Origin of the sequence: Hungatella effluvii, from assembly GCF_003201875.1 — a bacterium.
GTDB lineage: Bacteria > Bacillota > Clostridia > Lachnospirales > Lachnospiraceae > Hungatella > Hungatella effluvii.
In genome coordinates, this window is sequence record NZ_QJKD01000006.1 from 1 (window position 1) to 23552 (window position 23552).

At 50.2% G+C, this 23552-nt stretch carries 27 protein-coding genes; 26 read left to right on the forward strand and 1 reads right to left on the reverse strand.

Going from position 1 to position 23552, the window contains the following annotated elements; all coding sequences use genetic code 11:
• Nucleotides 1-421 precede the first annotated feature (421 nt).
• The 26 genes from serS (at nt 422) to pgeF (ending at nt 22158) form a co-directional block, all read left to right on the forward strand.
• Entirely contained in the window at nt 422-1717 is a 1296-nt protein-coding gene (gene serS / locus DFR60_RS12365; RefSeq protein ID WP_002603948.1) for a serine--tRNA ligase, read from the forward strand.
• A 195-nt stretch (nt 1718-1912) separates the two neighbouring features.
• On the forward strand, nt 1913-2689 hold the full coding sequence (locus tag DFR60_RS12370; protein ID WP_110323179.1) for a DeoR/GlpR family DNA-binding transcription regulator: 777 nt from the start codon (nt 1913-1915) through the stop codon (nt 2687-2689).
• Between the two features lie 252 nt (nt 2690-2941).
• Nucleotides 2942-3907, forward strand: coding sequence for a nucleoside hydrolase (locus tag DFR60_RS12375; RefSeq protein ID WP_110323180.1), 966 nt, complete (start codon nt 2942-2944; stop codon nt 3905-3907).
• Between the two features lie 22 nt (nt 3908-3929).
• On the forward strand, nt 3930-4796 hold the full coding sequence (locus DFR60_RS12380; RefSeq protein ID WP_110323181.1) for a carbohydrate ABC transporter permease: 867 nt from the start codon (nt 3930-3932) through the stop codon (nt 4794-4796).
• Nucleotides 4796-5647: a carbohydrate ABC transporter permease gene (locus DFR60_RS12385; protein ID WP_110323182.1), complete on the forward strand. Its 852-nt coding sequence runs from the start codon at nt 4796-4798 to the stop codon at nt 5645-5647. Before DFR60_RS12380 ends, DFR60_RS12385 begins: the two co-directional genes overlap by 1 nt.
• A gap of 29 nt (nt 5648-5676) precedes the next feature.
• A complete protein-coding gene (locus tag DFR60_RS12390; protein ID WP_110323183.1) occupies nt 5677-7062 on the forward strand; it encodes an extracellular solute-binding protein in 1386 nt (461 codons plus the stop codon).
• A gap of 74 nt (nt 7063-7136) precedes the next feature.
• A complete protein-coding gene (locus DFR60_RS12395) occupies nt 7137-7931 on the forward strand; it encodes a Cof-type HAD-IIB family hydrolase (RefSeq protein ID WP_167437589.1) in 795 nt (264 codons plus the stop codon).
• 62 nt (nt 7932-7993) lie between these two features.
• Complete coding sequence (locus tag DFR60_RS12400) at nt 7994-8905, forward strand: sugar phosphate isomerase/epimerase family protein (RefSeq protein ID WP_110323185.1); 912 nt, start codon at nt 7994-7996, stop codon at nt 8903-8905.
• Nucleotides 8892-10364, forward strand: coding sequence for a sulfatase-like hydrolase/transferase (locus DFR60_RS12405; protein ID WP_110323186.1), 1473 nt, complete (start codon nt 8892-8894; stop codon nt 10362-10364). The genes DFR60_RS12400 and DFR60_RS12405 overlap by 14 nt, the downstream gene beginning before the upstream one ends.
• Nucleotides 10365-10722: 358 nt before the next feature.
• Nucleotides 10723-11091: a VOC family protein gene (locus tag DFR60_RS12415; RefSeq protein ID WP_110323187.1), complete on the forward strand. Its 369-nt coding sequence runs from the start codon at nt 10723-10725 to the stop codon at nt 11089-11091.
• A 50-nt stretch (nt 11092-11141) separates the two neighbouring features.
• Nucleotides 11142-11858, forward strand: a complete 717-nt coding sequence (locus DFR60_RS12420) for an alpha/beta fold hydrolase (RefSeq protein WP_110323188.1) — start codon at nt 11142-11144, stop codon at nt 11856-11858.
• A 130-nt stretch (nt 11859-11988) separates the two neighbouring features.
• Entirely contained in the window at nt 11989-12609 is a 621-nt protein-coding gene (locus DFR60_RS12430; protein ID WP_110323189.1) for a cysteine peptidase family C39 domain-containing protein, read from the forward strand.
• Nucleotides 12610-12621: 12 nt separating this feature from the next.
• Nucleotides 12622-13143 carry an O-acetyl-ADP-ribose deacetylase gene (locus DFR60_RS12435; RefSeq protein ID WP_110323190.1) on the forward strand — a complete coding sequence of 174 codons (522 nt, stop codon included), beginning with the start codon at nt 12622-12624 and terminating at the stop codon, nt 13141-13143.
• Between the two features lie 16 nt (nt 13144-13159).
• A complete protein-coding gene (locus tag DFR60_RS12440) occupies nt 13160-14449 on the forward strand; it encodes a hypothetical protein (protein ID WP_146218598.1) in 1290 nt (429 codons plus the stop codon).
• A gap of 96 nt (nt 14450-14545) precedes the next feature.
• Entirely contained in the window at nt 14546-14896 is a 351-nt protein-coding gene (ylxM, locus tag DFR60_RS12445) for a YlxM family DNA-binding protein (protein WP_002603961.1), read from the forward strand.
• Between the two features lie 25 nt (nt 14897-14921).
• A complete protein-coding gene (gene ffh / locus DFR60_RS12450; RefSeq protein WP_110323192.1) occupies nt 14922-16271 on the forward strand; it encodes a signal recognition particle protein in 1350 nt (449 codons plus the stop codon).
• A 90-nt stretch (nt 16272-16361) separates the two neighbouring features.
• On the forward strand, nt 16362-16604 hold the full coding sequence (gene rpsP / locus DFR60_RS12455; protein WP_002603963.1) for a 30S ribosomal protein S16: 243 nt from the start codon (nt 16362-16364) through the stop codon (nt 16602-16604).
• A 51-nt stretch (nt 16605-16655) separates the two neighbouring features.
• On the forward strand, nt 16656-16883 hold the full coding sequence (locus tag DFR60_RS12460) for a KH domain-containing protein (RefSeq protein WP_002603964.1): 228 nt from the start codon (nt 16656-16658) through the stop codon (nt 16881-16883).
• A 76-nt stretch (nt 16884-16959) separates the two neighbouring features.
• A complete protein-coding gene (gene rimM / locus DFR60_RS12465; protein ID WP_110323193.1) occupies nt 16960-17472 on the forward strand; it encodes a ribosome maturation factor RimM in 513 nt (170 codons plus the stop codon).
• A 10-nt stretch (nt 17473-17482) separates the two neighbouring features.
• Complete coding sequence (trmD, locus tag DFR60_RS12470; protein WP_110323194.1) at nt 17483-18277, forward strand: tRNA (guanosine(37)-N1)-methyltransferase TrmD; 795 nt, start codon at nt 17483-17485, stop codon at nt 18275-18277.
• Between the two features lie 101 nt (nt 18278-18378).
• The gene (rplS, locus tag DFR60_RS12475) at nt 18379-18726 is read left to right on the forward strand and encodes a 50S ribosomal protein L19 (protein ID WP_002603967.1); all 348 of its coding nucleotides are present in this window, start codon (nt 18379-18381) and stop codon (nt 18724-18726) included.
• 65 nt (nt 18727-18791) lie between these two features.
• On the forward strand, nt 18792-19343 hold the full coding sequence (lepB, locus tag DFR60_RS12480; protein ID WP_110323195.1) for a signal peptidase I: 552 nt from the start codon (nt 18792-18794) through the stop codon (nt 19341-19343).
• 9 nt (nt 19344-19352) lie between these two features.
• The gene (gene ylqF / locus DFR60_RS12485) at nt 19353-20210 is read left to right on the forward strand and encodes a ribosome biogenesis GTPase YlqF (protein ID WP_110323196.1); all 858 of its coding nucleotides are present in this window, start codon (nt 19353-19355) and stop codon (nt 20208-20210) included.
• Between the two features lie 7 nt (nt 20211-20217).
• Nucleotides 20218-20859 carry a ribonuclease HII gene (gene rnhB / locus DFR60_RS12490; protein ID WP_110323197.1) on the forward strand — a complete coding sequence of 214 codons (642 nt, stop codon included), beginning with the start codon at nt 20218-20220 and terminating at the stop codon, nt 20857-20859.
• A gap of 11 nt (nt 20860-20870) precedes the next feature.
• Complete coding sequence (locus DFR60_RS12495; RefSeq protein WP_110323198.1) at nt 20871-21212, forward strand: YraN family protein; 342 nt, start codon at nt 20871-20873, stop codon at nt 21210-21212.
• Nucleotides 21213-21300: 88 nt separating this feature from the next.
• Nucleotides 21301-22158, forward strand: coding sequence for a peptidoglycan editing factor PgeF (pgeF, locus tag DFR60_RS12500; RefSeq protein ID WP_110323199.1), 858 nt, complete (start codon nt 21301-21303; stop codon nt 22156-22158).
• A gap of 130 nt (nt 22159-22288) precedes the next feature.
• Here the strand turns inward: pgeF and DFR60_RS12505 are convergent, their stop codons facing one another.
• Nucleotides 22289-23497, reverse strand: a complete 1209-nt coding sequence (locus DFR60_RS12505) for a ribose-phosphate pyrophosphokinase (protein ID WP_110323200.1) — start codon at nt 23495-23497, stop codon at nt 22289-22291.
• Nucleotides 23498-23552: the final 55 nt, after the last annotated feature.

A 23552-nucleotide genomic window follows, 5' to 3' on the forward strand; every position in this document is an offset into this window, starting at 1 on the left:
TGTTCCACTAATAATTCATTCAATGTTCCAAGCTTGCGGATGGTTCTGGACGTAGATTTTCCGTTGCCATCTATAAAGGACTGCTTGATGTAAAAAGATTCAGCATTCTTTGATTTTGATGTATTTACCTTCATAAGTTATTACCTCCCTCCCCCTATTATACCACAAAAAAGCTAAAAAGCCTATATATAAAAACAAAAAAATGACAAAAAATATAAGCCAGTAGCGGCTTAGCGGTGTTTTTTTTAGATTGGGGGTGTCAAACTCCCGAGGAGTTAAATGTTCCGGTTCAGAACGGGGTATGCTTTGAGGAAGTGCTGTCGGAATTGATAAAATGGAAATAAGGGGCTTTTCTTTCACTGTAATTTGTAGTATAATCAACGGCAGATTATCATATTGAGGAGAAACCAGGAGGAATACCATGTTAGATTTAAAGTTTGTAAGAGAAAATCCTGAGGCTGTAAAACAGAATATCAGGAATAAATTTCAGGATAACAAGCTGCCGCTGGTGGATGAGGTTATTGAACTGGACGAGTTAAACCGCGCCGCAAAGCAGGAAGGCGATGCGCTCAGAGCGGAACGTAATAAACTTTCCAAGCAGATTGGCGGGCTGATGGGCCAGGGAAAGAGAGAAGAGGCCGAAGAGCTCAAGAAGCAGGTGACAGCGGCTTCCGACCATTTAGCAGAGCTGGAGGAGAAGGAACGGGAACTGGACGAGAAGATCAAAAAGATCATGATGACCATCCCGAACATCATTGATCCCAGCGTACCGATTGGAAAAGACGACAGCGAGAACGTGGAAGTGCAGAGATATGGCGAACCGGTGGTACCGGATTTCGAGATACCGTATCACACCGACATCATGGAGCGCTTCGACGGAATCGATTTGGACAGTGCCAGAAAGGTAGCGGGCAACGGTTTCTACTATCTGATGGGCGATATTGCAAGACTTCACTCCTCCGTTATCTCTTATGCGCGTGATTTCATGATTGACCGCGGCTTTACGTACTGTGTGCCGCCGTTCATGATCCGCAGCGAGGTAGTGACCGGCGTTATGAGCTTTGCCGAGATGGACGCCATGATGTACAAGATCGAGGGTGAGGATTTATACCTCATCGGTACCAGCGAGCATTCCATGATCGGAAAGTTTATCGATACCATTATTCCGGAGGAATCCCTTCCGAAGACACTTACCAGCTATTCTCCGTGCTTCCGCAAGGAGAAGGGTGCTCACGGCCTGGAGGAGCGCGGCGTCTACCGAATCCATCAGTTCGAGAAGCAGGAGATGATCGTTGTCTGCAAGCCGGAAGAGAGTATGGAATGGTACGATAAGTTATGGCAGAACACAGTGGACTTATTCCGCTCCCTGGATATTCCGGTCAGAACTTTAGAGTGCTGCTCCGGCGACCTCGCTGATTTAAAGGTGAAGTCCGTGGACGTGGAGGCATGGTCCCCGCGCCAGAAGAAGTACTTCGAGGTGGGAAGCTGTTCCAACTTAGGCGACGCCCAGGCCAGAAGGCTTAAGATCCGTGTCAATGGGGAGGACGGAAGAAAGTATTTCGCCCACACCTTAAACAACACGGTAGTGGCACCGCCGAGAATGCTGATCGCATTTTTAGAGAACAACTTACAGGCGGACGGAAGCGTAAGAATTCCGGAGCTTTTAAGACCGTATATGGGCGGAATGGAAGCGATTGTTCCGAAGGATAAAAAGTAAAGAGATCATGATAAAACGCAGCAGATGTGACCGGTTTTCGGAACCGCACACCGGCTGCGTTTCTTTTTTCAGAAGACGTTTCGTTTTGGGATCAATTATGGTATCCGTTTTTGGTACCGCCTGCAAATTTTGATATACAAACATTCCGGGTTCGGTTATAATTTAAGATAAATCAGATGGCGGGAAGGTGTTACGATGAAGCAGGAAGAGAGAAGACAGAAAATACTGAATATATTGACGATGGTCCCCATCGCAACGGTGCTGGAGCTGGCAGATCAGCTGGACGTCACTCCGGAGACGATCCGTAAGGATTTAACAGAGCTGGCCGCGGCCGGAGAGATCGTCCGGATACACGGCGGCGCAGCGCTGGCGGGAGATACAGATGGAAGTGTTCCGTATATGGCCCGGGAAAAGATCAGAAATCAGGAGAAGGTGGATATCGGCAGAGCCGCGGCGGAGCTGATCGATATGGGAGATTCCCTGATCCTGGAAGGAAGTACCACGGTATCCGCTCTGTGCAGTGCGCTGGCAGAGGAAAAGAACCTGTTGAAGACACTCACAATCGTGACAAATTCCTTTCATATTGCGAGTATTTTGGAGATGGGGGAACTATGTTCCAAATTCTTTTTCCTGGGAGGCCGGATGAGCAGTTCGGAACAGTTGGCCAGAGGGCCTCTGACGGTTGACTTTATGAAGAAGTTCTGTGTAAATAAGGCCGTTCTGAGCGGAGCGGCACTTGGGGAGAAGCTTTCAGTTTCGGCGTATTATGAAAATGACAGGATATTCCAGAAGACGGCGATGGAGTGTGCCGATCAGACGATTCTCCTTCTGGACAGCAGCAAGTATCCGGAAAGCGCGGTGATGGAAGTGGCGCATCTGACGGATTTTGACTATCTGGTTACGGGAATACGGTTTGATGATAAAAAGAAAAATGTATTGAACGGCAGCAGACTGAAGATCGTTGAGGTCTGACGGGAGGCCAGAATAGAGAGATGAGAAAGATTTCATATGGAAGAGCGGCTGGATCAGCGAGATGCGCTTCCGTATGGAATCTTTGTTTATGAAGAAAAGTTTGTTTTGGTAAAATACACTAAAAATATATTTTTGAAAACAAAAATATTGACAAAATAATCCTATGATGATACACTGAAAATATAAAAATTGGTTATTTAAAAATAAATGCGCATATAAATTTTTAATAACAAAAAATAGGAGAGTTTGAGTATGGTACCAAATCCATTTAATTTTACATACGGAGATGATATTGATCTTCCGGGTATGGCAGAGAGCATTCAGCGGTTGAAGCGGCCCGAAGGACCGGCTGATGTGGTTTTAGATACGGATACATATAATGAAGTCGATGATCAGTATGCACTTGCCTATCTGATTGGTTCTGCGGATCAGCTGAACTTAAAGGCGATTTACGCAGCGCCCTTCGACAATCACCACTCCAAGGGACCGGGAGACGGAATGGCAAGAAGCTATGATGAGATTTTTCATGTCCTGGAGCTGCTGGGACGCAGGGAGGAATACGGTTCATGCGTCCGCCGGGGAGCGGACCGGTTCCTGGAGAAGGAAGACGAACCGGTGCGGTCGGAGGCGGCGGAGCACTTGATCGGGCTCTCCAGGGGTTACACAAGAGAAAATCCGCTGTATATTGTCGGCATTGCGGCCTGCACCAACATCGCCTCAGCCCTGCTTCTGGACCCAACTTTGAAAGAGCGCGTGTTTGTGGTCTGGCTGGGAGGTCTGGGATTTGACTGGCACGACAATCACTCCTTCAATGCGAAACAGGATGTGGCGGCTGCCAGAGTGCTGCTGGGAAGCGGAGTCCCGCTGGTATTGCTGCCGGGGCGCGGCGTGGTCGATCATTTTACCACGACCGGACCGGAACTGGAGCACTGGCTGAAAGGCAAAAATAAGTTCTGCGATTACATTGTGGAGCGCACCAGACACGAAGCGGAGATTGTAAGCGGAGAGCGCTGCTGGTCCAGACCGATTTCCGATGTGACGGCAGTAGGATGGCTCCTGAACCCGGAATTCATGCTGGACCGGCTGGAACCGAGTCCGATTATGGAGTATGACCATTATTACGCCGAGGACAAAAGAAGGCATTTTATCCGCTACGTATACAGTATTAACAGAGACAGGCTGATGTACGATCTATTTACGAAGCTGGCAAAATTATAACGGCTGGCTATGGGGGAAGCGCATGATTCATAAAACGTTTAAAAAAACAGAGCCATATCTCTATCTGATCCCGGCGTTGGCCCTGCTCTTGATGTTCACATACTATCCATTTTTCAAAAATGTCTATTTGAGTCTCTTTGTGGTGGATAAATACCGGGTGATAAAAGAGTTCTGCGGACTGGAAAACTATCTCAAGGTTTTCAATGATGAGAAATTTATCAAGGCGATTATAAATACCCTGATTTACGTCGCAGCTACAGTACCGATTTCCATGGCAATCGGATTCGGGCTGGCGCTGCTGGCCAGGAAAAAGAAACGGTTTTCGATCGTTTATGAGGCACTGTTTGCACTGCCCATGGCGGTATCGGCCTCTGTCGTGGCCATGATATTCCAGCTGGCCTATAATCCGTCTCTTGGCATTATCAACCAGATGACGGGGCTTAATATCAACTGGCTGACCGATTCGAAGACGGCGCTGCTGAGCCTGATCATCATACAGATATGGGCCAATATCGGTTATAATTTTATCTTTTTCTTATCCGCCCTGCGCGGTCTTTCGGAAGAAATTCTGGAAGGGGCTACGATGGATGGGGCAAAGGGCTGGAGGCTGTTTTCGAAAATTATCGTGCCGCTGATTGCGCCGACCATCATGTTTCTTCTGGTGTCCGATATTGCCCATGCGATGACGACGGCCAGCTTTACCCTGATCCTGACGGAGGGGGGACCGAACGGAGCCACGGAAACGATTGTCTCCTACATTTACGCCAAGGCGATCCGGGGACGTAATTACAATTCCGCGTTTGCAGCTACGACGGTGGGCTTCTTTATGTCGGCGTGTATGCTGGCTTTAAGCCAGATTATCGAGAGAAAGAAGGTGTCCTACGACTGATGAATGGAACGATTGCCAGCTCCGTGAGGAGAAAGAAGGCGGTAAAAGATACCGCATATCAGGTTATTTGCCTGCTGCTTGGCATCATGATTGCGGCGCCGATTCTGTATGCAGTCAGCATCTCTTTCATGAGACCATCTGAGGTTATGAGCAGGGAACTGCATCTGCTTCCCGAACGGCTGTATACCGGAAACTACGTGACGACGGTAAAGCAGACCAATATCTTTCGTTTTATGCTGAACTCCTTTCTGGTTGCCTTTATTTCCAGCGCGGTAAGAATTATCACCTCAAGCCTTGCCGCATTCAGTTTTGCATTTTTTGATTTCAAAGGGAAAAACGTTTTGTTTTTCCTGGTGCTGACAGCGCTGATTATCCCGACGGATGTGCTGCTGATCCAGAACTATTTTACGGTAGCAGGAATGCATCTGCTGAACACGTATCTCGGTATGATGGTGGTGTTCTTCGTTCTTCCTATGAATATCTACATCATGCGGCAGAATTTTATGTCTTACTCCAGGGATTTAAAAGAGGCAGCCATGATAGACGGCTGCGGAAATTTTCGGTTTTATTCCAATATTCTGCTTCCTTCGTCGAAACCGATCATCACGACGGTTTTCATCTCCAGCTTTGTGGGAACGTGGAATACGTATCTGTGGCCGCTCATGGTTACCAATGTGGATGAGATGAGAACGGCGCAGGTGGCAATAACGATGCTTAATACTGTGGATTCAAGCCCCTACGGAACCGTTATGGCGGCGTCTGTGATCATCCTGATCCCGTCCGTTCTCATATTTGTGCTGTTCCAGCGGCGAGTGGTAGGCGGTATTATGGCGGGGGCGGTGAAAGGTTAAGAGAGAGTTTACTTCAGGAGGGAAATACCATGAGAAAACAGTTAAGAATGACGGCAGCAACAGTCATGGCGGCTTTATTGACAATGAATCTTACGGCCTGCGGCGGAGGGGGAAATAAGACCGCCCAGAGCACACCAGAGACGGCAAAGGATGGCGTCCAGGAGGTTACATTCTGGCATGTGCTCAGCGGCGCGCAGGGAGAGGCATTTCAGAAAGTCATCGATACGTACAATGAAACACGTGGAAAGGAAGCCGGAATCCGCGTCAATCCGGTCTACCAGGGATATGAGATAACGGATAAGCTGGAACTCGCTTACCAGACAAAGGATACAGCTAATGCGCCGGATATTACGTGGCCTCTGACATCGGTCATTCCGACTATGATGGATATGGACTGGACGGTCAGCGTGGAAAAATATCTGGAAAAACCGGATTCGGAAATTACGAAGGACACCTTTTATCCGAGTATGCAGCGGGCGTGTACCTATAACGGGGAAATGGTTGGAATCCCGGTGGCGAACTCCACCATGCTGCTCTACTACAACGAGGATGCCTTAAAAGAAGCGGGCTACGACATGGCGCCGGCCACCTTTGACGAACTGGCTGACTACACGGCGGCTCTGACCAAAAAAGATGAATCCGGCAATGTATCGGTTTACGGGCTGGAGACTCAGGTGAAACGGTATCAGCTGGTGAATTTCTGTGTCAGCCAGAACCCTGACTGCTTCTTTGGCGATCATGAAGGCGGAAGGGAGGGAAATATGACAAAGGTGACCATCAAAGAGGATGGGACTTTAAAGAATTTCCTCGAGAAATGGCAGAAGATTAATGAAACCGGCGGACTGAAATATATTCTGGATAAGAATAAAGAGGCGGAAGAATTTGCCCAGGGGGTGTGCGCCATGAACTTTATCTCTTCCTCCAAGCTAAGTACGGTGGAATCACTGGTAGACGGTTCTTTCGAGTGGAAGGTGGCACCAATCCCGAAGGTATCAGAGTCTGACACCAGCGGGGCCAGCATCGGTGGAAGCTGTCTCATGATGATAGACAGGGGCGATCAGGACAGACTCGACGCGGCCTGGGATGTGATTGAGTACTTTTCTTCCCCTGAAGCACAGTACATCTTTTCCACAGGGACTGGCTATATTCCAGTCAATGTGGAGACGGAGAACCTGCCGGAGATGAAAAAATTCTATGAGGAAAATCCGCGTTTCCAGGTGGCGCTGGAGCAGATGAAGAACTCCTCTCCAAATGCCCAGGAACCGCTGGATCCTGTAAGAAATGATATGGATACGGTGATCGCCGATACGATGCTGCAGTTCTGCCAGGGAGAGCTTGATGTGGACGCGGCGGTTGACCAGATCGTGAACTCCTGCAATGACCTGCTGGACGAGTATTATGAGGCAAATAACTGACAGATGGATGTCTGCTGTGCGGGAGGGCTTTTAAATGGCTGTCCCGCATTTGCCGTAAGGAAAGGGAGATGGTGATGGGAAAAACGATAAAACTGGTGGTCAGCGATATTGACGGAACAATTATGACGGGAAGGGAACCGTTTCCTGAGATACTGGCAGAAGCAGTGAAAGACCTTGCTATGCGCGGCATCGGATTTACCTTTGCAAGCGGCAGACTTCCCTGCAGAATCAATCCTTACATGGCGGCAATGAATTTGAAGGCGCCGGTAATAGCCTGTAATGGTACGCTTTTGTATGACGGAGAGCAGATCATTAAAAGCCATAGATTCCGGATTGGCCTGCTGCGTCCGATGGTGAGGAAGGCGCTTGATCTGGACATGACCGTGCTCTATGCGGTGAAGGGGACCGAGTACTGCGTGAAGGAGACGGAAGCCGTGAAGCGAAAATGGAAGGAACGGGGGACGTACCACGAGATCCGGGAAATACGCGAGGAGGAATGGGAGAAGCTGCTGGTCGATAAGGTGAATATTATGGATGAGAGGGAACGGGTTGGTGAACTGGAGGATGAGGTACTCGCCCTGCGGGAAGAGGTATCCACCACCCATTACGGGCAGCAGGGCCTTGAGATCGTAAAGGCCGGTTACAGCAAGGCGACGGGGCTTCGGGAGATTGCAGAATATCTGGGACTTGAACTGGGTGAAATCATGGCGGTGGGCGACAATGAAAATGATAATGAGTTACTGCAAATCGCCGGAATCGGTGTGGCTGTCGCCAACGCGGAGCCGGATACGAAGCAATGGGCAGATTATGTGACAGAGGCGGCCGGCGCGGCAGGGGTTGTGGAGGCAATTACGCGGTTTTGTGTTTGACGGTAATCGGTAAGCGGCAATTGGCAGTAATTGCTGCGTCCGTCAGCTGGAAAGGATAAGGGATGAGAGTATCAACATCAACCAATATTTTATATGAACGAATAAATGGTGAGAACATCGATCAGAGGACAGCAATCCGCCTGTGTGCAGAAGCCGGTTATCAGGTGCTGGATTTCTGTTTCCACGATGCGGTGACTTTAAAAAGCGGCTTTCTGACAGATCGGTGGCAGTCTTATATGGAAGAGATGAAAAGGACCGGTGAAGCGTGCGGCGTGGAATTTGCATTGGGGCACGCGGTGGTATATGACTTTTGTTCCGGAACGATTGACAGGGAGTATTATGACAGCCTGATGGAACGATGTATTCTTGGCGCGGAAATCCTGGGGATCGCCTGGCTGGTTTTGCATCCCTCGACGATGGAGACGGAGCGTTTTTCGCCCGATAAACCAGAGTCGAAGAAGGCCAACCTCGCCTTTTTTCAGAAGTGGGGAAAATTTGCCCTGGACCATGGAGTGGGGCTGGCGGTGGAAGGCATGTGGGACAGCACCCTGGACGTGGAGGCAAAATATGCGATTTCAGTGGATGAACTGATCGATCTTGTGGATGGCGTGGATCTGCCTAACGTGGCGGTCTGCTGGGATTTTGAGCATGGAAGCATCATGGGGATGAATCAGAGGCATGTGGTAGAACGGCTCGGCAAGCGCCTGAAGGCGGTGCATATCTCTGACCAGACGGGAATCAATAACATCCATATACTGCCCTATCAGGGCGTGACGGACTGGGACGAAGTTCTGCAGGCTCTGGCGGATTTTGGATACGATGGGGAATTCAACTTTGAAATACAGTGGTATTTACGGCGGGTTCCGGAGGAACTGCTGCTTCCATCCATCCGGTACAGCGGGGAACTGGGGAACTGGATGGTGAAACAGATTGAACGGTTTAGAGAGAGGAGCCGGTGTGATGAGAAAGCCTAATATCGTGTGGCTGACGACAGACCACCAGGCATTTGCCAACCATTACCATTATCAGCCTCAGTTTGAAGGGAAGCTGGCGGCGTATGAGAGGCTGGCCTCAGAAGGAAGAACGTATGAGGAGGCGTATTCGGTCTGCCCGCTCTGCACGCCGGCCAGGGCCTCCATGGTGAGCGGTGTCTACCCGCACAGGCACGGAATGATTCTCAATCCTCCTGAGAATAAGCCGTATGCGTACCGCCTGGATTTTGACAGCCCTTTTGAACTGTTTGGAGAAGCCATGAAACAGTCGGGATACCGGGTCGCCCAGTTCGGAAAATGGTATGGCGGGGCAAAGACGGCAGAGGAGCTGGGCTTTGAGGGCTGGACGCTGCCATACTATGGAAGACCTTTGGAGACGGAAGCGTATGCGGCGTATTTGAAGCGCAGCGGACTGCCCAATCCGGAGGTGGAAGTATTATGGCATGCGACAGAACCGGAGATCGTGGGAATGAAGTATGATCTCACTCAGCACTATCAGTATGCCTTCGGGCCGTTCAGCGCGGCAAGAAGGATGACGACGCCGATCGAAGGGCATGAATCGTATTTTACGGCTGATATGGCGTGTCAATGGCTGGAGGAATATGAAAGGAGCGGCAGCAGTCAGCCGTTTGTTCTGAAGGTGGATGTATGGGGGCCGCATCACCCTTACGACACCGCGGCTCCATTTGCCGGGAGCGTCGATCCTGCCGCCCTGTTAAAGCCGCCCAGTTTTTCCGATACTTATAAAAATAAGCCACAGAATTACCGTTCTACAAAGGAACACTGGAAATGCCTGGACGGCATGAGCTGGGAGGAGATGAGCCGCGTGCTCGCCGTCTGTTATGAACATGCCATGGTGGTGGACAGCGGCCTGGAAAGGATTCTCAACCAGCTGGATACAGCGGGATTTTTAGAGAACACGGTTGTGATTCTGACTGCCGATCACGGAGACCAGCTGGCATCCCACGGAGGACTGTTTAATAAGGATACTCTGATGGTGGAGGAAGTGATGAAAGTTCCTCTGGTCATTCGATGGCCTGAAAGGGTGAAAGCAGGAGAAAAGGATTACGCCCCTGTGACCAATATGGACTTGGTGGAGACTGTACTGGAGCTGGGAGGTGCAGAAGGACTGCTTGCGACCGATGGAGTAAGTGTTCTCGGTGAAAAACGGAGAGAGCATCTGATGTGCGAGACTTATGGCTGCTACAGGTATGAGTTTGTACAGAGAATGCTTCGCTGGAAACAGTATAAGTATATCGCGCATTGCAGAGATATGGATGAGCTGTACGACCTCGAAAAGGATCCCTTCGAGATGGAGAACCGGATTGAAGATGAGGGATATCGCGCAGTTCTCGGTGAAATGAAAATGCGGTTGAAGAATGAGATGCTTCGGTATGGGGATACGGAAGGGGAGGCGAAGGAGATATTAAGGACGTTATAAAGGTTCTTTCTTCATTACCTATGTAGGGCAGCTGACTCCTGTTGAACGGGAACTGGTGCGCCTGCTGAGAAAATTCAACTGCACAAGAACAAAGGAAATCGTGAACCTGATACATGAACTGAAATTGGAGCATTTGTTTCTATAGCCGTCAGACGGACAGGGGTAAAAGCCTTCCGGGGACGGCTTTTGTTGTGCAGTCCTATCCGAAATCTGAAATAATGGGTGCAAATATATAGAGAATAATAGCTTCGTGTGATATACTGATTTTATCCCGCAGAGGCTTTTTCGCCGGAAGAACTGCGGGATTGGAAGATTATGCACAGGAAAGACAGAATCAATAGGATAAGGAGAAAAGAATATGACAGCATTTAACCATTTTAACTTCAACGTTCTCGATCTGGAAAAGAGTCTTGCATTCTATAAAGAGGCATTGGGCCTCATGCCGGTTCGTGAGAAGGAGGCCTCCGACGGTTCCTTTAAACTGGTTTACTTAGGAGACGGCAAAAGTGATTTCACACTGGAACTGACGTATTTGACGGACAGGAAGGAACCGTACGATTTAGGAGAATGTGAATTCCACCTGGCGTTTGCCACAGACGAGTTCGACGCGCTCTACGAGAAACACAAAGCTATGGGCGTTATCTGCTTTGAAAATCCGGGTATGGGAATCTATTTTATCAGCGATCCGGATGGATACTGGATTGAGATCGTTCCGGCCAGGGGATAAGCAGTACATTTTTTCAGACACGCTATCATATAGAAAGAGGAGGGGATCAGATGGAACTACATGTCAATGGCGTCAAATTATATTACCGCGTTTCGGGCCATGGTCCGGCCGTGATCCTCGTTCATGGGAATGGGGAAGAACACTCCATTTTTGATGAGACAGCCGCGCTGTTAAGCTGCGATTACACCGTTTACGCCTTGGATTCGAGAGGGCACGGAAAGAGCTCGGCGGTGGAGACGCTGGGCTATCAGAACATGGCGGACGATGTGGCTTCGTTCATTCGGAAGCTGGACATCCGAAAACCGGTGTTCTGCGGCTTCAGCGACGGTGCGATCATCGGAATGCTGGTGGCTGAGCAGAATCCCGGCCTGCTGTCGAAGCTGATTCTCTGCGGCGGCAATGCCTATCCACAGGGAATAAAGGAGAAATGGTTTCAGCTGTTCCGCCTGATCAGCCATTTCGACAGGGATCCGAAGATCCGGATGATGTTGGTGGAGCCGCAGATCACAGAGGAAGAGTTAAAACGAATTGGAGAGCCGGTGCTTATTCTGGCCGGAGAGAACGATATGATCAAGGAAGAGCATACCCGCTATCTGGCTTCGAAGATACCGGACAGCCGACTTATCATTCTTCCGGGGGAAAACCACGGCAGCTATGTGGTGCACAGCAGAAAACTGTACCATCTTATAAAGAAGTTTCTTGCAGAGAAGCTTCCGGCAGATCTGATGGAAAAAAATGGACCAGGAGGAACCGCACTTGCTGATTGATTTGACGGTGGAAGTCACGCCAAAGGATCAGTACTGCGCAGACCGGAATACCTTTGTGGTGGAGAATTTATGCGGTTTATCCCGGATACTGGTGGGAGAGCGATGAGTATTTCATGCTCAGGAGAATAGAATGGACAGACGAAAGAAAATAATATGGATACTGACCGGCGCGGCAATCCTCGTCCTGGCTGCGGTAGCCCTTCTGATATGGAGACACAGAGGCGGGGAAGGCACCACGATTCAGAGCACAAAGGCACATCCGCTGCCGAAGGCGGTCTATTATCTGCAAAAGGATGAGGAGTGGGCGGCTGACCCGCTGGGAGAATCCCGCTTTACCATGGGCAGCTCCGGCTGTCTAGTTACCTGTCTGGCCACACTTTTTGATCTGTATGGAGAGTCCGTGACACCGGGAGAGCTGAACCGGCTCTTTACGGAACGGGGCGTTTACAACGCATCCGGGGACGTAATCTGGGGAAATATCTCTTCTGTATATCCGGAAGCTACGGTAACGGTTTACAAAACGGTAGATGAACAGGCGATTGAGGCGGCTCTGGATCAACAGCAGTATCCGCTTGTCAGGGTTAAGAATCTGGGAGACGGATACTGGCACTGGGTGCTGCTGCTGGGAAGCGGTGATGATGGCTACTTATGCATGGATCCGCTCTACAGCGAAAAGGAGGCCAGACCCTTAAGCGCCCATGGAAATACCGTGTATTCCTGGCGGCTTGTGACGCTGCCGGTGAAGGAATAGAAGGAGGCATATATGGCGTTGAATACGGAAGTCACGACCATGCTGGGGGATATTACGAAGGTGGAAGGCCTGGATGCGATTGTTAATGCAGCCAATTCGTCTCTTCTGGGAGGCGGAGGCGTGGATGGAGCGATCCATCGGGCGGCCGGAAAGGATCTTTTGTTCGAGTGCAGGCTTCTGGGCGGCTGTAAGACGGGACAGGCGAAGCTTACGCGTGGATACCGCCTTTCCTGCGGCCATATTATTCATACGGTGGGACCGGTCTGGAACGGGGGATCGAAGGGGGAAGCAGAGCTTCTGGCGTCCTGCTACAGAACCTCCCTGGAAGTGGCGAAACAGAACGGAATCAGAAGGATTGCATTTCCGTCCATCTCCACCGGAATTTACCGTTTCCCTGTGGATCTGGCGGCGGTGACGGCGGTGAAGGAAGTGAGACGCCGGATTGAAGAGTATCCGGACGCCTTCGATCTGATTTTATGGGTGTTGTTTGACGAAAAGACGAAGAGGGCCTATGATGCGGCCCTGGCAGAATAAGACGGGAGGCTCTGTGATGACGAAGCAGGACCAGATACGGACGTTTCTGTCTGTGACAGTGGATTTAAAAAAACAGGTCCCCTATCAGGAGACGGTGAAGTGCCTTCTGGAATTCCTGGAGGAACAGGGGCTGGCTCCCGGGCGGATGATGTTTGCGTTTCAGGATGTGCCGGACACGGCGGCCCCTGTCTTTGCACGGACGGCCACAGGAAAGATGGGGAAAGCATTTCCGCAGATAGGTAAGTATTTAAGGCCGTGTGGTTTAGCAAAACCGCATATCACGACTACGTCTAATTTCCCGGCTGTAAAGGGACTGGCATACCGGATTCCGGAAACGGATGAAGAACTGACTCCGGAGCTGTTTACTGCGGTGACGAAGAAGATTCCGAGGCCGTATTCGTTTTACAGCGCGGCTGTCATTCTGGATTCCATTCCGTGGTTCGGAAATACGAATCCTGTCCCGGCGCTTTCGGACCTGCTGGCAGATGCAGACTGTGCGTTGGATTCCGTTGGAAATAATTACAGTGCGGACTGTACGTATTACCAGTCCGACTGCATCGTTCTTGACCGGCGTTTCGACTGGGGAACCTCCTGCAATCCGGTACATCTGCGGTTTGAGGTAACTCCACCGTCCGGTATGGAGGGCATTTCCCCCAATGGCCTGTCCAGAGCGGATGAGATAGTCTGCCGATTTGTGAAACGGTACGGCGGACAGGCAGGGCTGCGGCAGATGGTCTGCTGTTTTTCTCCTGAGAGGATGGAGCGCATCTGTCAGGCGTCTATGGAAATGAACCGGTTTCTGGAGGAGCGGAGCAGGGAGTTTGGCCGGCTTTCCATGCCCAGCCGTATTCCTTATGGGATGGGCGCATACCTCTGTGCCTCCGAGGTAGAGGAAGCAGGTTTCAAGGTTCCGCCCTGCAGCCGGTTTTTCAAAAAAGTTCTGGAAAACATGGGATACATCTGGAGACATCCGGATATTGGCAGCCTCTGTGATTTTGGAAAGATTACAGAGCATGGGAATTTTGCACTTAACGTGCGGCCCTGGTTTCAGAAGAATCATCTCCAGGTGGCCCTGGACTGCGCAGGTTATAATTTTTCGATCAGCCAGATGCTTTTTCGAGACAGGATCTGCCGCTCCTTAAGGGATCTGGAATTGTACGCAGAGGATTTAAAACGGATTCTCTGCTTATGGGAGGAAACCGTGATACCGGAAATCAGACGGTTGTTCGGAGACACTCCTAAATGGTATATCCACTCCGTTTCCAGTGATTGTTACGTGGGACGCGTGATCAGAAATCAGCCATAAGGGCTGTTGCGCGGGGCGCAAAGAAAAAAAACAGGGTGTAAAGAAAAAATACTTGACACCCATAAAAAAGTAGTGTATGATAGCACAGGTGATGATATGGAAAAGATTGCAAGACAGGGCCTGCTGTATGATTTTTACGGCGCGCTTCTGACAGAACACCAGAGACAGGTTTACGAGGACGTGGTGCTGTATGACTTATCCTTAAGCGAGATCGCGGAGGAACAGGGCATCAGCCGTCAGGGAGTCCATGACCTGGTGAAGCGGTGTGACAGGATTCTGGAAGATTATGAAGAGAAACTTCATTTGATGGAAAAATTCGGGAATACGAAACGTCTGGCCAGAGAGATCCAGAGTCTGGCAGGAGAATTTTCCAGAACGGGCGACAGGAATCTGCTCCGGCGCATCGAAGAGATATCGGGCGAAATCATCGACCTGGAGGCTCATTAGAAAGGGTAGATCAGGAGGACATTAGATGGCTTTTGAGAGCTTATCCGATAAATTACAGAATGTATTTAAGAATTTAAGGGGCAAGGGACGCTTGACAGAAGCGGACGTAAAGGCAGCCTTAAAGGAAGTGAAGATGGCTCTGTTAGAGGCCGATGTAAGCTTCCGGGTAGTAAAACAGTTTATCAGCGCTGTACAGGAGCGGGCAGTTGGACAGGATGTCATGAACAGCTTAACTCCGGGACAGATGGTAATAAAGATAGTGAACGAGGAACTTGTCAAGCTGATGGGTTCCGAGACCACTGAGATTCACTTAAAACCGGCGAATGAGATCACGATCATTATGATGGCAGGTCTCCAGGGCGCGGGTAAAACCACGACCACAGCAAAGATTGCCGGCAAATTAAAGGCCAAGGGAAGAAAACCTCTTCTGGCGGCGTGTGACGTCTACCGGCCGGCTGCCATCAAGCAGCTGCAGATCAACGGTGAGAAGCAGGGCGTTCCGGTGTTTTCCATGGGAGAAAACCACAAGCCTGCGGACATCGCGAAGGCGGCGGTGGAACACGCGTCAAAGAACGACCAGAATGTGGTAATCCTGGATACGGCCGGACGTCTTCATATCGACGAAGACATGATGAACGAACTGGTGGAGATTAAGGAAGCCGTTGAGGTTCATCAGACGATCCTTGTAGTCGATGCCATGACAGGTCAGGACGCGGTCAATGTGGCCGGTATGTTCAATGACAAGATCGGTATTGACGGAGTTATCTTAACCAAGCTGGATGGCGATACCAGAGGCGGCGCGGCACTATCGATCCGGTCTGTAACCGGAAAGCCGATTCTGTACATCGGTATGGGAGAAAAGCTGTCCGATCTGGAGCAGTTTTATCCGGACCGTATGGCTTCGAGAATCCTCGGAATGGGTGATATCCTTTCTCTGATCGAGAAGGCGGAGAGCCAGGTGGATGAGGAGAAGGCGAAAGAGCTGTCTCAGAAGCTGCGGAAGGCCGAATTTGATTACAACGATTTCTTAGACCAGATGAACCAGATTAAAAAAATGGGTGGAATGTCCAGCATTATGGGTATGATGCCTGGTATGGGACAGATGAAGGACGTGGAAGTGGACGAAAAGGCCATGGACCGCGTGGAAGCCATCATCCTGTCTATGACGGATAAGGAACGGACGAATCCGGACCTCATGAAGAATGCTTCCAGAAAACAGAGGGTCGCCAGAGGCGCCGGTGTTGATATCAGTGAAGTCAACCGGATCGTCAAGCAGTTCGACCAGATGAAGAAGATGATGAAGCAGCTTCCCGGCATGATGGGCGGAGGCAAGAAGAAAGGCGGATTATTCGGCAAGTTCAAGATGCCGTTTTAATTGGAGCAGAGAAGTTAGCAAGGCAGTTTTACTGCATTGACTATAGATACGCAGTATGCGAAAACACAAATATTCAAGGAGGTGAATCACATGGCAGTAAAGATGAGATTAAAGAGAATGGGACAGAAGAAGGCTCCTTTCTATAGAATTGTAGTTGCAGATTCCAGATCCCCAAGAGATGGCAAGTTCATTGAAGAGGTTGGTTATTACGATCCGAACACAGATCCGAGCGTAATCAAGTTCAACGAAGAGTCCGCTAAGAAGTGGTTAGCAACAGGTGCTCAGCCAACTGAGAAGGTAAGCAAGCTTTTGAAAATCGCCGGCATCCAGTAGTTTAATAGGAAAGTCCCCCTTACAACCGTTTGGGGGAAAGTGGTGAAGCATATGAAAGAATTAGTAGAAGTAATTGCGAAAGCACTGGTTGATAATCCAGACGAGGTTGCTGTTACCGAGTCTGTGAAAGACGACGAAATCGTCCTTGAACTTACGGTAGCGCCTTCCGATATGGGTAAAGTCATCGGCAAGCAGGGCAGGATCGCTAAGGCTATCCGTTCTGTAGTAAAAGCAGCAGCTTCCAAAGAAGACAAGAAGGTTATTGTAGAAATTCAGTAGCCAATACGTAAACGAAGACCGCCGGCCTGTCAGGAAGACGGTCTTTTCTATTTCTGTTTTGCAAGGGAGAAAAATGATGGAACAGTTACTGAGAGTCGGCGTTATTTCCTCTACACACGGTGTCAAAGGAGAGGTTAAGGTTTTCCCGACGACAGATGACGCGGCACGTTTTAAAACGCTGAAGCAAGTGATTCTGGATACGGGAAAAGAACAGCTGAAACTGGAAATTGAGGGTGTTAAATTCTTTAAAAATATGGTTATACTGAAGTTTAAGGGATATGACACAATTGAAGATATAGAGAAGTACAAGGGAAAAGACATTCTTGTCACGAGAGACCAGGCGGTGAAGCTGGGTCCGGATGAGAATTTTATTGTTGACCTGATCGGTTTAAAGGTGGTGACTGAGGACGGGGAACCGTTCGGCACCCTGACGGATGTTATCAAGACCGGCGCTAACGATGTGTACGAGGTGAAGACAGCGGAAGGGAAGGAAGTCCTTTTGCCCGCCATCCGAGAGTGCATCCGGAACGTGGATTTAGAGGCGGGAGTGATTACGGTCCATATTATGGACGGACTTCTGGACTTATAAGGAGGAAAACATGAACTTCCATATACTGACTTTATTTCCCGACATGGTGTTAGACGGCCTTCACACCAGCATCATCGGCAGAGCCGTAGAGAATGGCCTGATTTCGATCGAAGCCATAGACATCAGGGAATACTCGACGGACAAGCACCGTCATGTGGACGATTATCCGTACGGCGGCGGCGCGGGCATGGTGATGCAGCCGATGCCCATCTGTGATGCCTATGACGACCTGTGCGATAGAATCGGAAAGAAGCCCAGGGTGATTTATCTGACCCCGCAGGGCACAGTCTTCAGCCAGAAAATCGCAGAAGAGCTGGCAGCCGAGGAGGAACTGGTATTTCTGTGCGGCCATTACGAGGGCGTGGATGAGCGTGCCCTGGAGCTGGTGGCCACGGATTACCTGTCCATCGGCGACTACGTTCTGACCGGCGGAGAGCTGCCGGCCATGGTTATGATCGACTGCATTTCCCGCCTCGTTCCCGGCGTGCTGAATAACGATGTCTCGGCGGAGTTCGAGTCCTTTCACGATAATCTTCTGGAATATCCGCAGTACACCAGGCCGGAAGAGTATAAAGGCCTGCGGGTACCGGAGGTTCTACTTTCCGGCCACCATAAGAATATCGACACCTGGCGGAGAGAACAGTCCATCAAACGGACGTATGAGAGACGGCCTGATCTGTTAAAGGATGCGGCACTGTCGAAAAAGGAACAGGAATATCTGGAGAGTCTGGCGAAGAAGCCGGAAAATCAGGATATTCAGGAAGAAAATTGCAAAAAGGGACTTGCAATCGACAATTCTTTATGATAAAATATTAGACGTTGTGACGCAAGGAGATGGTCCTCTGTTACGGATTACATCAGTATGAAGTATTAAGAACATCAAATAAAATTTAGGAGGTTCACACGATGAACGACATTATCAAGAATATTGAAGCAGCACAGTTAAAGCAGACAGTACCGGAGTTCCACGTTGGCGATACCGTTAAGGTATACAACAAGATCAAAGAGGGAACCCGCGAAAGAATCCAGATTTTCGAAGGAACTGTTATTAAGAGACAGAACGGCGGCGCAAGAGAGACTTTCACAGTAAGAAAGAACTCCAACGGCATCGGCGTTGAGAAAACATGGCCATTACATTCTCCTTCTGTAGACAACATCGAAGTGATCAGAAGAGGTAAAGTAAGAAGAGCGAAACTGAATTACTTAAGAGACAGAGTAGGTAAAGCTGCTAAGGTTAAAGAGTTAGTGAAATAATTCTGAAACAGCCAGGGGGACAATGAAAATTGTCCCTTTCTTAATAGATGGGATGTGCATAAAGAGTGGAGTTTTATAACAGTGAAGAGAACAACCGGATCCGCCATGTGGTTAACTGGATTGTAGACATTACCGTTGTGATCGCGTTCGCATGGTTTATTGTTTACGCATATGGGACCCAGATTCCGATTGCAGGACATTCCATGACTCCGCTTCTGCAGTCGGAGGATGTAGTACTGATGGACCGCCTGTCTTACGATTTCGGGAAGCCGGACCGTTTTGACGTGGTGGTGTTTGAACGGGAAGACCAGAAGATGAACGTAAAGCGCGTAATCGGTCTGCCCGGTGAGACCGTGCAGATTAAGGGCGGTCAGATTTATATCGATGATGAGTTAATTGAACAGCCGGAAGGAGCTGGCAGCATTTCGCTGGCAGGCATGGCGGAGAATCCGGTAAAGCTGGGGGAAGACGAGTATTTCCTTTTGGGCGATAACAGAGACAGCAGCGAAGACAGCCGTTTTTCCAATGTGGGCAACGTGAGCGGAAAGCAGATTCAGGGTAGAGTCTGGATCCGGATCGCACCATTGGCAAATCTGGAGCTGATTCGTTCGAAATAGAGGTAGATGATGAATATACAGTGGTATCCGGGTCATATGACCAAGGCCAAAAGGGCCATGAAGGAAGATATCAAATTAATCGATTTAATTATAGAACTGGTAGATGCCAGAGTTCCGCTTTCCAGCCGGAACCCGGATATCGATGATCTCGGAGCGGGAAAGGCGCGGCTGATCCTGCTTAACAAGTCCGACCTTGCCGATGAACGCTGCAACCTTAAGTGGGCCGCTTACTTCCAGGATAAGGGATACTACGTGGTAAAGGTGAACTCCAAGAGCGGAGCCGGTCTAAAGGCGATTAACGGAGTCGTGCAGGAAGCGTGTAAGGAAAAGATCGAGCGCGACCGGAGGCGGGGAATCTTAAACCGTCCGGTCCGTGCCATGGTGGTGGGAATCCCCAACGTGGGCAAGTCCACGTTTATCAATTCCTTTGCCGGCAAGGCATGCGCGAAGACCGGAAACAAGCCGGGCGTGACGAAGGGCAATCAGTGGATCCGGCTTAATAAGAGCCTGGAGCTTCTCGATACCCCGGGAATCTTATGGCCTAAGTTTGAGGATCAGGTGGTGGGAATCCGCCTTGCGCTGATCGGTTCGATTAACGACGAGATTTTAAATAAAGATGAACTGGCACTGGAGCTGATCCGCTTCCTTCAGAAGAAGTATCCGAACGTGCTGGAAGATAAATACCAGACGGACGCTTCCGATGCAGTGGGACTTCTAAACCAGATCGCAAAGGCCAGAGCGTGCCTCTCAAAAGGCGGAGAACTGGATCTTGCCAAGGCTTCCCGTCTTCTGATCGATGATTTCCGAAGTGGAAAGCTGGGGAAGATCACTCTGGAATTACCTTCTGAGAATACGAAAGCGGAGTAAACCTACGATGAGAAAGTTAAGCGAAGAAAAACTGGCTGCCGAGCGGGAACGCTTAGAGCTGATGAAAAGCTACGAAAGGCAGTATGAGGATAGTATCCTCGTCTGTGGAATCGATGAGGCCGGCAGAGGACCTCTTGCAGGGCCGGTTGTGGCCGGCGCGGTGATCCTTCCGCGGGACTGTGAGATCCTGTTTTTAAATGATTCGAAGAAGCTGTCGGAGAAGCGGCGCGAGGAACTGTTTCTGGAGATCCAGGAGAAGGCAGTGAGCTTTGCCGTCGGAGTAGTTGGACCGGAGCGGATCGATGAGATCAATATTCTTCAGGCCACGTATGAGGCCATGCGGCTGGCAGTCAGCCAGCTTACCTCTGTCCCGCAGGTGCTTTTAAACGACGCGGTGACGATTCCGGGACTGGATATTCCGCAGGTCCCGATCATCAAGGGCGATGCGAAGAGCGTTTCCATCGCGGCGGGCAGCATCATGGCAAAGGTTACGAGGGACCATATGATGGCAGAGTACGACAAGCTGTTCCCGGAGTACGGCTTTGCAAAGCATAAAGGCTACGGAACGGCGGCGCATATCGCGGCGCTTAAGGAGATCGGTCCGTGTGCCATTCACCGGAGGAGTTTTATCAGGAATTTTGTGGACTGATGAGGAACTGAATGAATAAGCGTGAGATTGGCAGCGGCTATGAAGAGATGGCGGCTGCCTATTTGATAGAACAGGGCTATAAAATCGTTGCCCGGAATTTTTTGGGCCGGCGCGGGGAGATCGACATCATCGCGCGGGACGGGGAGTACCTGGTCTTCGTCGAGGTGAAATACCGGCGGGATGAGAGACAGGGCAGCCCCGCGGAGGCGGTGGACTACAGAAAACAGCAGCACATCCGCCGCGCAGCGGAATACTATTTATACAAAAACCGGGTCAGCGAGGCTATGCCGTGCCGCTTCGATGTGGTCGCCATCCTCGGAGACCGGATCACGCTGATCCGTGACGCATTTTGACGCTTCGCGAAATACTACTGCTCAATTAGTTACGCAATGCTGAGCTAGCTGTGAATAGCAGCTTTGACGACACAGGAGGTTTTATTTTATGAACGATATATGGAAGCGAAAACAGGAACTGCCGGTGCTTGAATGCCGTATGGCGGATGGCGTTCCCTATCTGTCTTTTCCGATGCTGGAGAAGACCGGCATCGTGCGCCATGGGTTTTCCACCCGCATGGGAGGCGTGAGCACCGGCGTGTATTCTACCATGAATTTTGCATTTTTAAAGGGGGACGATCCGGACCATGTGCGGGAGAATTACCGCAGGATGGCGAAGGCGATCGGAGTGGATGAAGAGAGAATGGTACTGTCCTGGCAGACTCACACGACCAACATCCGCAGGGTGACGGAAGACGATGCGGGCAAGGGGATTACCAGGGAGCGGGACTATCAGGACATCGACGGCCTGATCACGGATGTGCCGGGTATGACGCTGGTGACGTTTTACGCGGACTGTGTGCCGCTCTACTTCCTCGATCCGGTCCATAGGGCTATAGGCCTAAGCCACTCCGGCTGGAGAGGAACGGTGGCCCGTATGGGCCAGGTGACGATGGAAGCCATGGGCCGGGAGTACGGCTCGAAGCCGGAGGATATCATCGCCTGTATCGGCCCCAGCATCTGTCAGGACTGCTACGAAGTGGGAGAGGAAGTGGCTGCAGAATTTCGCGGGGCGTTTTCGAAAGAATACTGGCCGGAACTGCTTCGGGAGAAGCCAGACGGAAAGTTTCTGCTGAATCTCTGGCGTGCCAATGAGATTGTCCTTCTGGAAGCGGGAGTAAAGGCGGATAATATCCAGCTTACCGATATCTGTACCCACTGCAATCCGGACTACTTATTTTCCCACAGGACGATGGGGAATGAGAGAGGAAATTTAGCGGCATTTCTTTCTATAAAAGAATCGTAAGGAGCATTTGCCGAAACAGAAGTAAGAGTCTGGACTTTTTTTGAAATAAAAGAACCCCTCCGAAACGGTCGTGATACCGTCTGAGGGGTTCTTGCATATGCCGCCCGAGCCGCTTTTCGGGAGAATGCAGCTACAGGATCGTCTGATAGTAATCGTATCCGTCGCTGTGGCGTTTTTTGAGCAGATTCTGAATCTTTTCCGTAGGGGAAAGCGCAGTGCTGATCGATACGTCGTGGTTCAAGGAATTGATGATGGCGGCGATATACTTGCTGATATCGGCCTCCACATACCATTCGCGGCTCAGCAGCTCCTTGGGGCGGTAGCTTAAGTTGGTCGTCACGACCAGATCGATGTATTCCTTTGCATAGTATTCGTCGAACTTGTCCAGGCCGTTTGTGAAGAGTCCGAAGGTACAGCAGACGATGACCTTTTCCACTCCCCGTTCCTTTAACTCCTTGGCAGTATCCAGCATGCTTTCGCCGGAGGAGATCATGTCATCCACGATGAGAACGGTCTTGCCTTCCACGGAAGCGCCCAGGAACTCATGGGCTACGATGGGATTGCGTCCGCCTACGACTCTGGAGTAGTCCCTTCTCTTATAGAACATACCCATGTCCACGCTTAAGTTGTTGGCCAGATAGACGGCGCGGTCCATGGCGCCCTCGTCCGGGCTGATGACCATGAGATGATCCTTGTCGATGGGCAGATTCGGATAATGGCGTAAAAATGCCTTTACAAACTGGTAGGTCGGCATAAAATTATCGAATCCGTGAAGCGGTATCGCATTCTGCACACGGGGATCATGAGCGTCAAAGGTGATGATGTTGCTGACACCCATGGATGTCAGTTCTTCCAGCGCCATGGCGCAGTCAAGGGATTCGCGCTTGCTTCTCTTGTGCTGGCGGCTCTCATAGAGAAACGGCATGATGACATTGACGCGGTGTGCCGTAGCCGAGCAGGCGCCTATAATTCGCTTTAAATCCTGGAAATGGTCGTCCGGAGACATATGATTGGTATAACCATTGACGGTATAGGATATGCTGTAATTAGTGATGTCCACCATTGCAAAAATATCGGTACCTCTGACGGACTCTTTGATGATGCCTTTGGCTTCACCGCTTCCGAAACGGGGACAGTCGCAGCTAAGAAGATAAGAATCGACATCGTATCCACGGTAGTGGAGATCGGCCTCGCGCCGCTTTAATTCCTCGATATCGTTTCGACGGAAATCTACGATATGGTCGTTGACTTTTTCTGCCAGTTCCCGGCAGCTCTCCAGTGCCGCGATCTTTAGCGGTGCAACCGGCAGCTGGTCATTAAATACATAATCATTTGCCATGATAATGAAATCCTCCATAAATTAATAACAGGCAGTCCCATAAGACTGCCCAGTT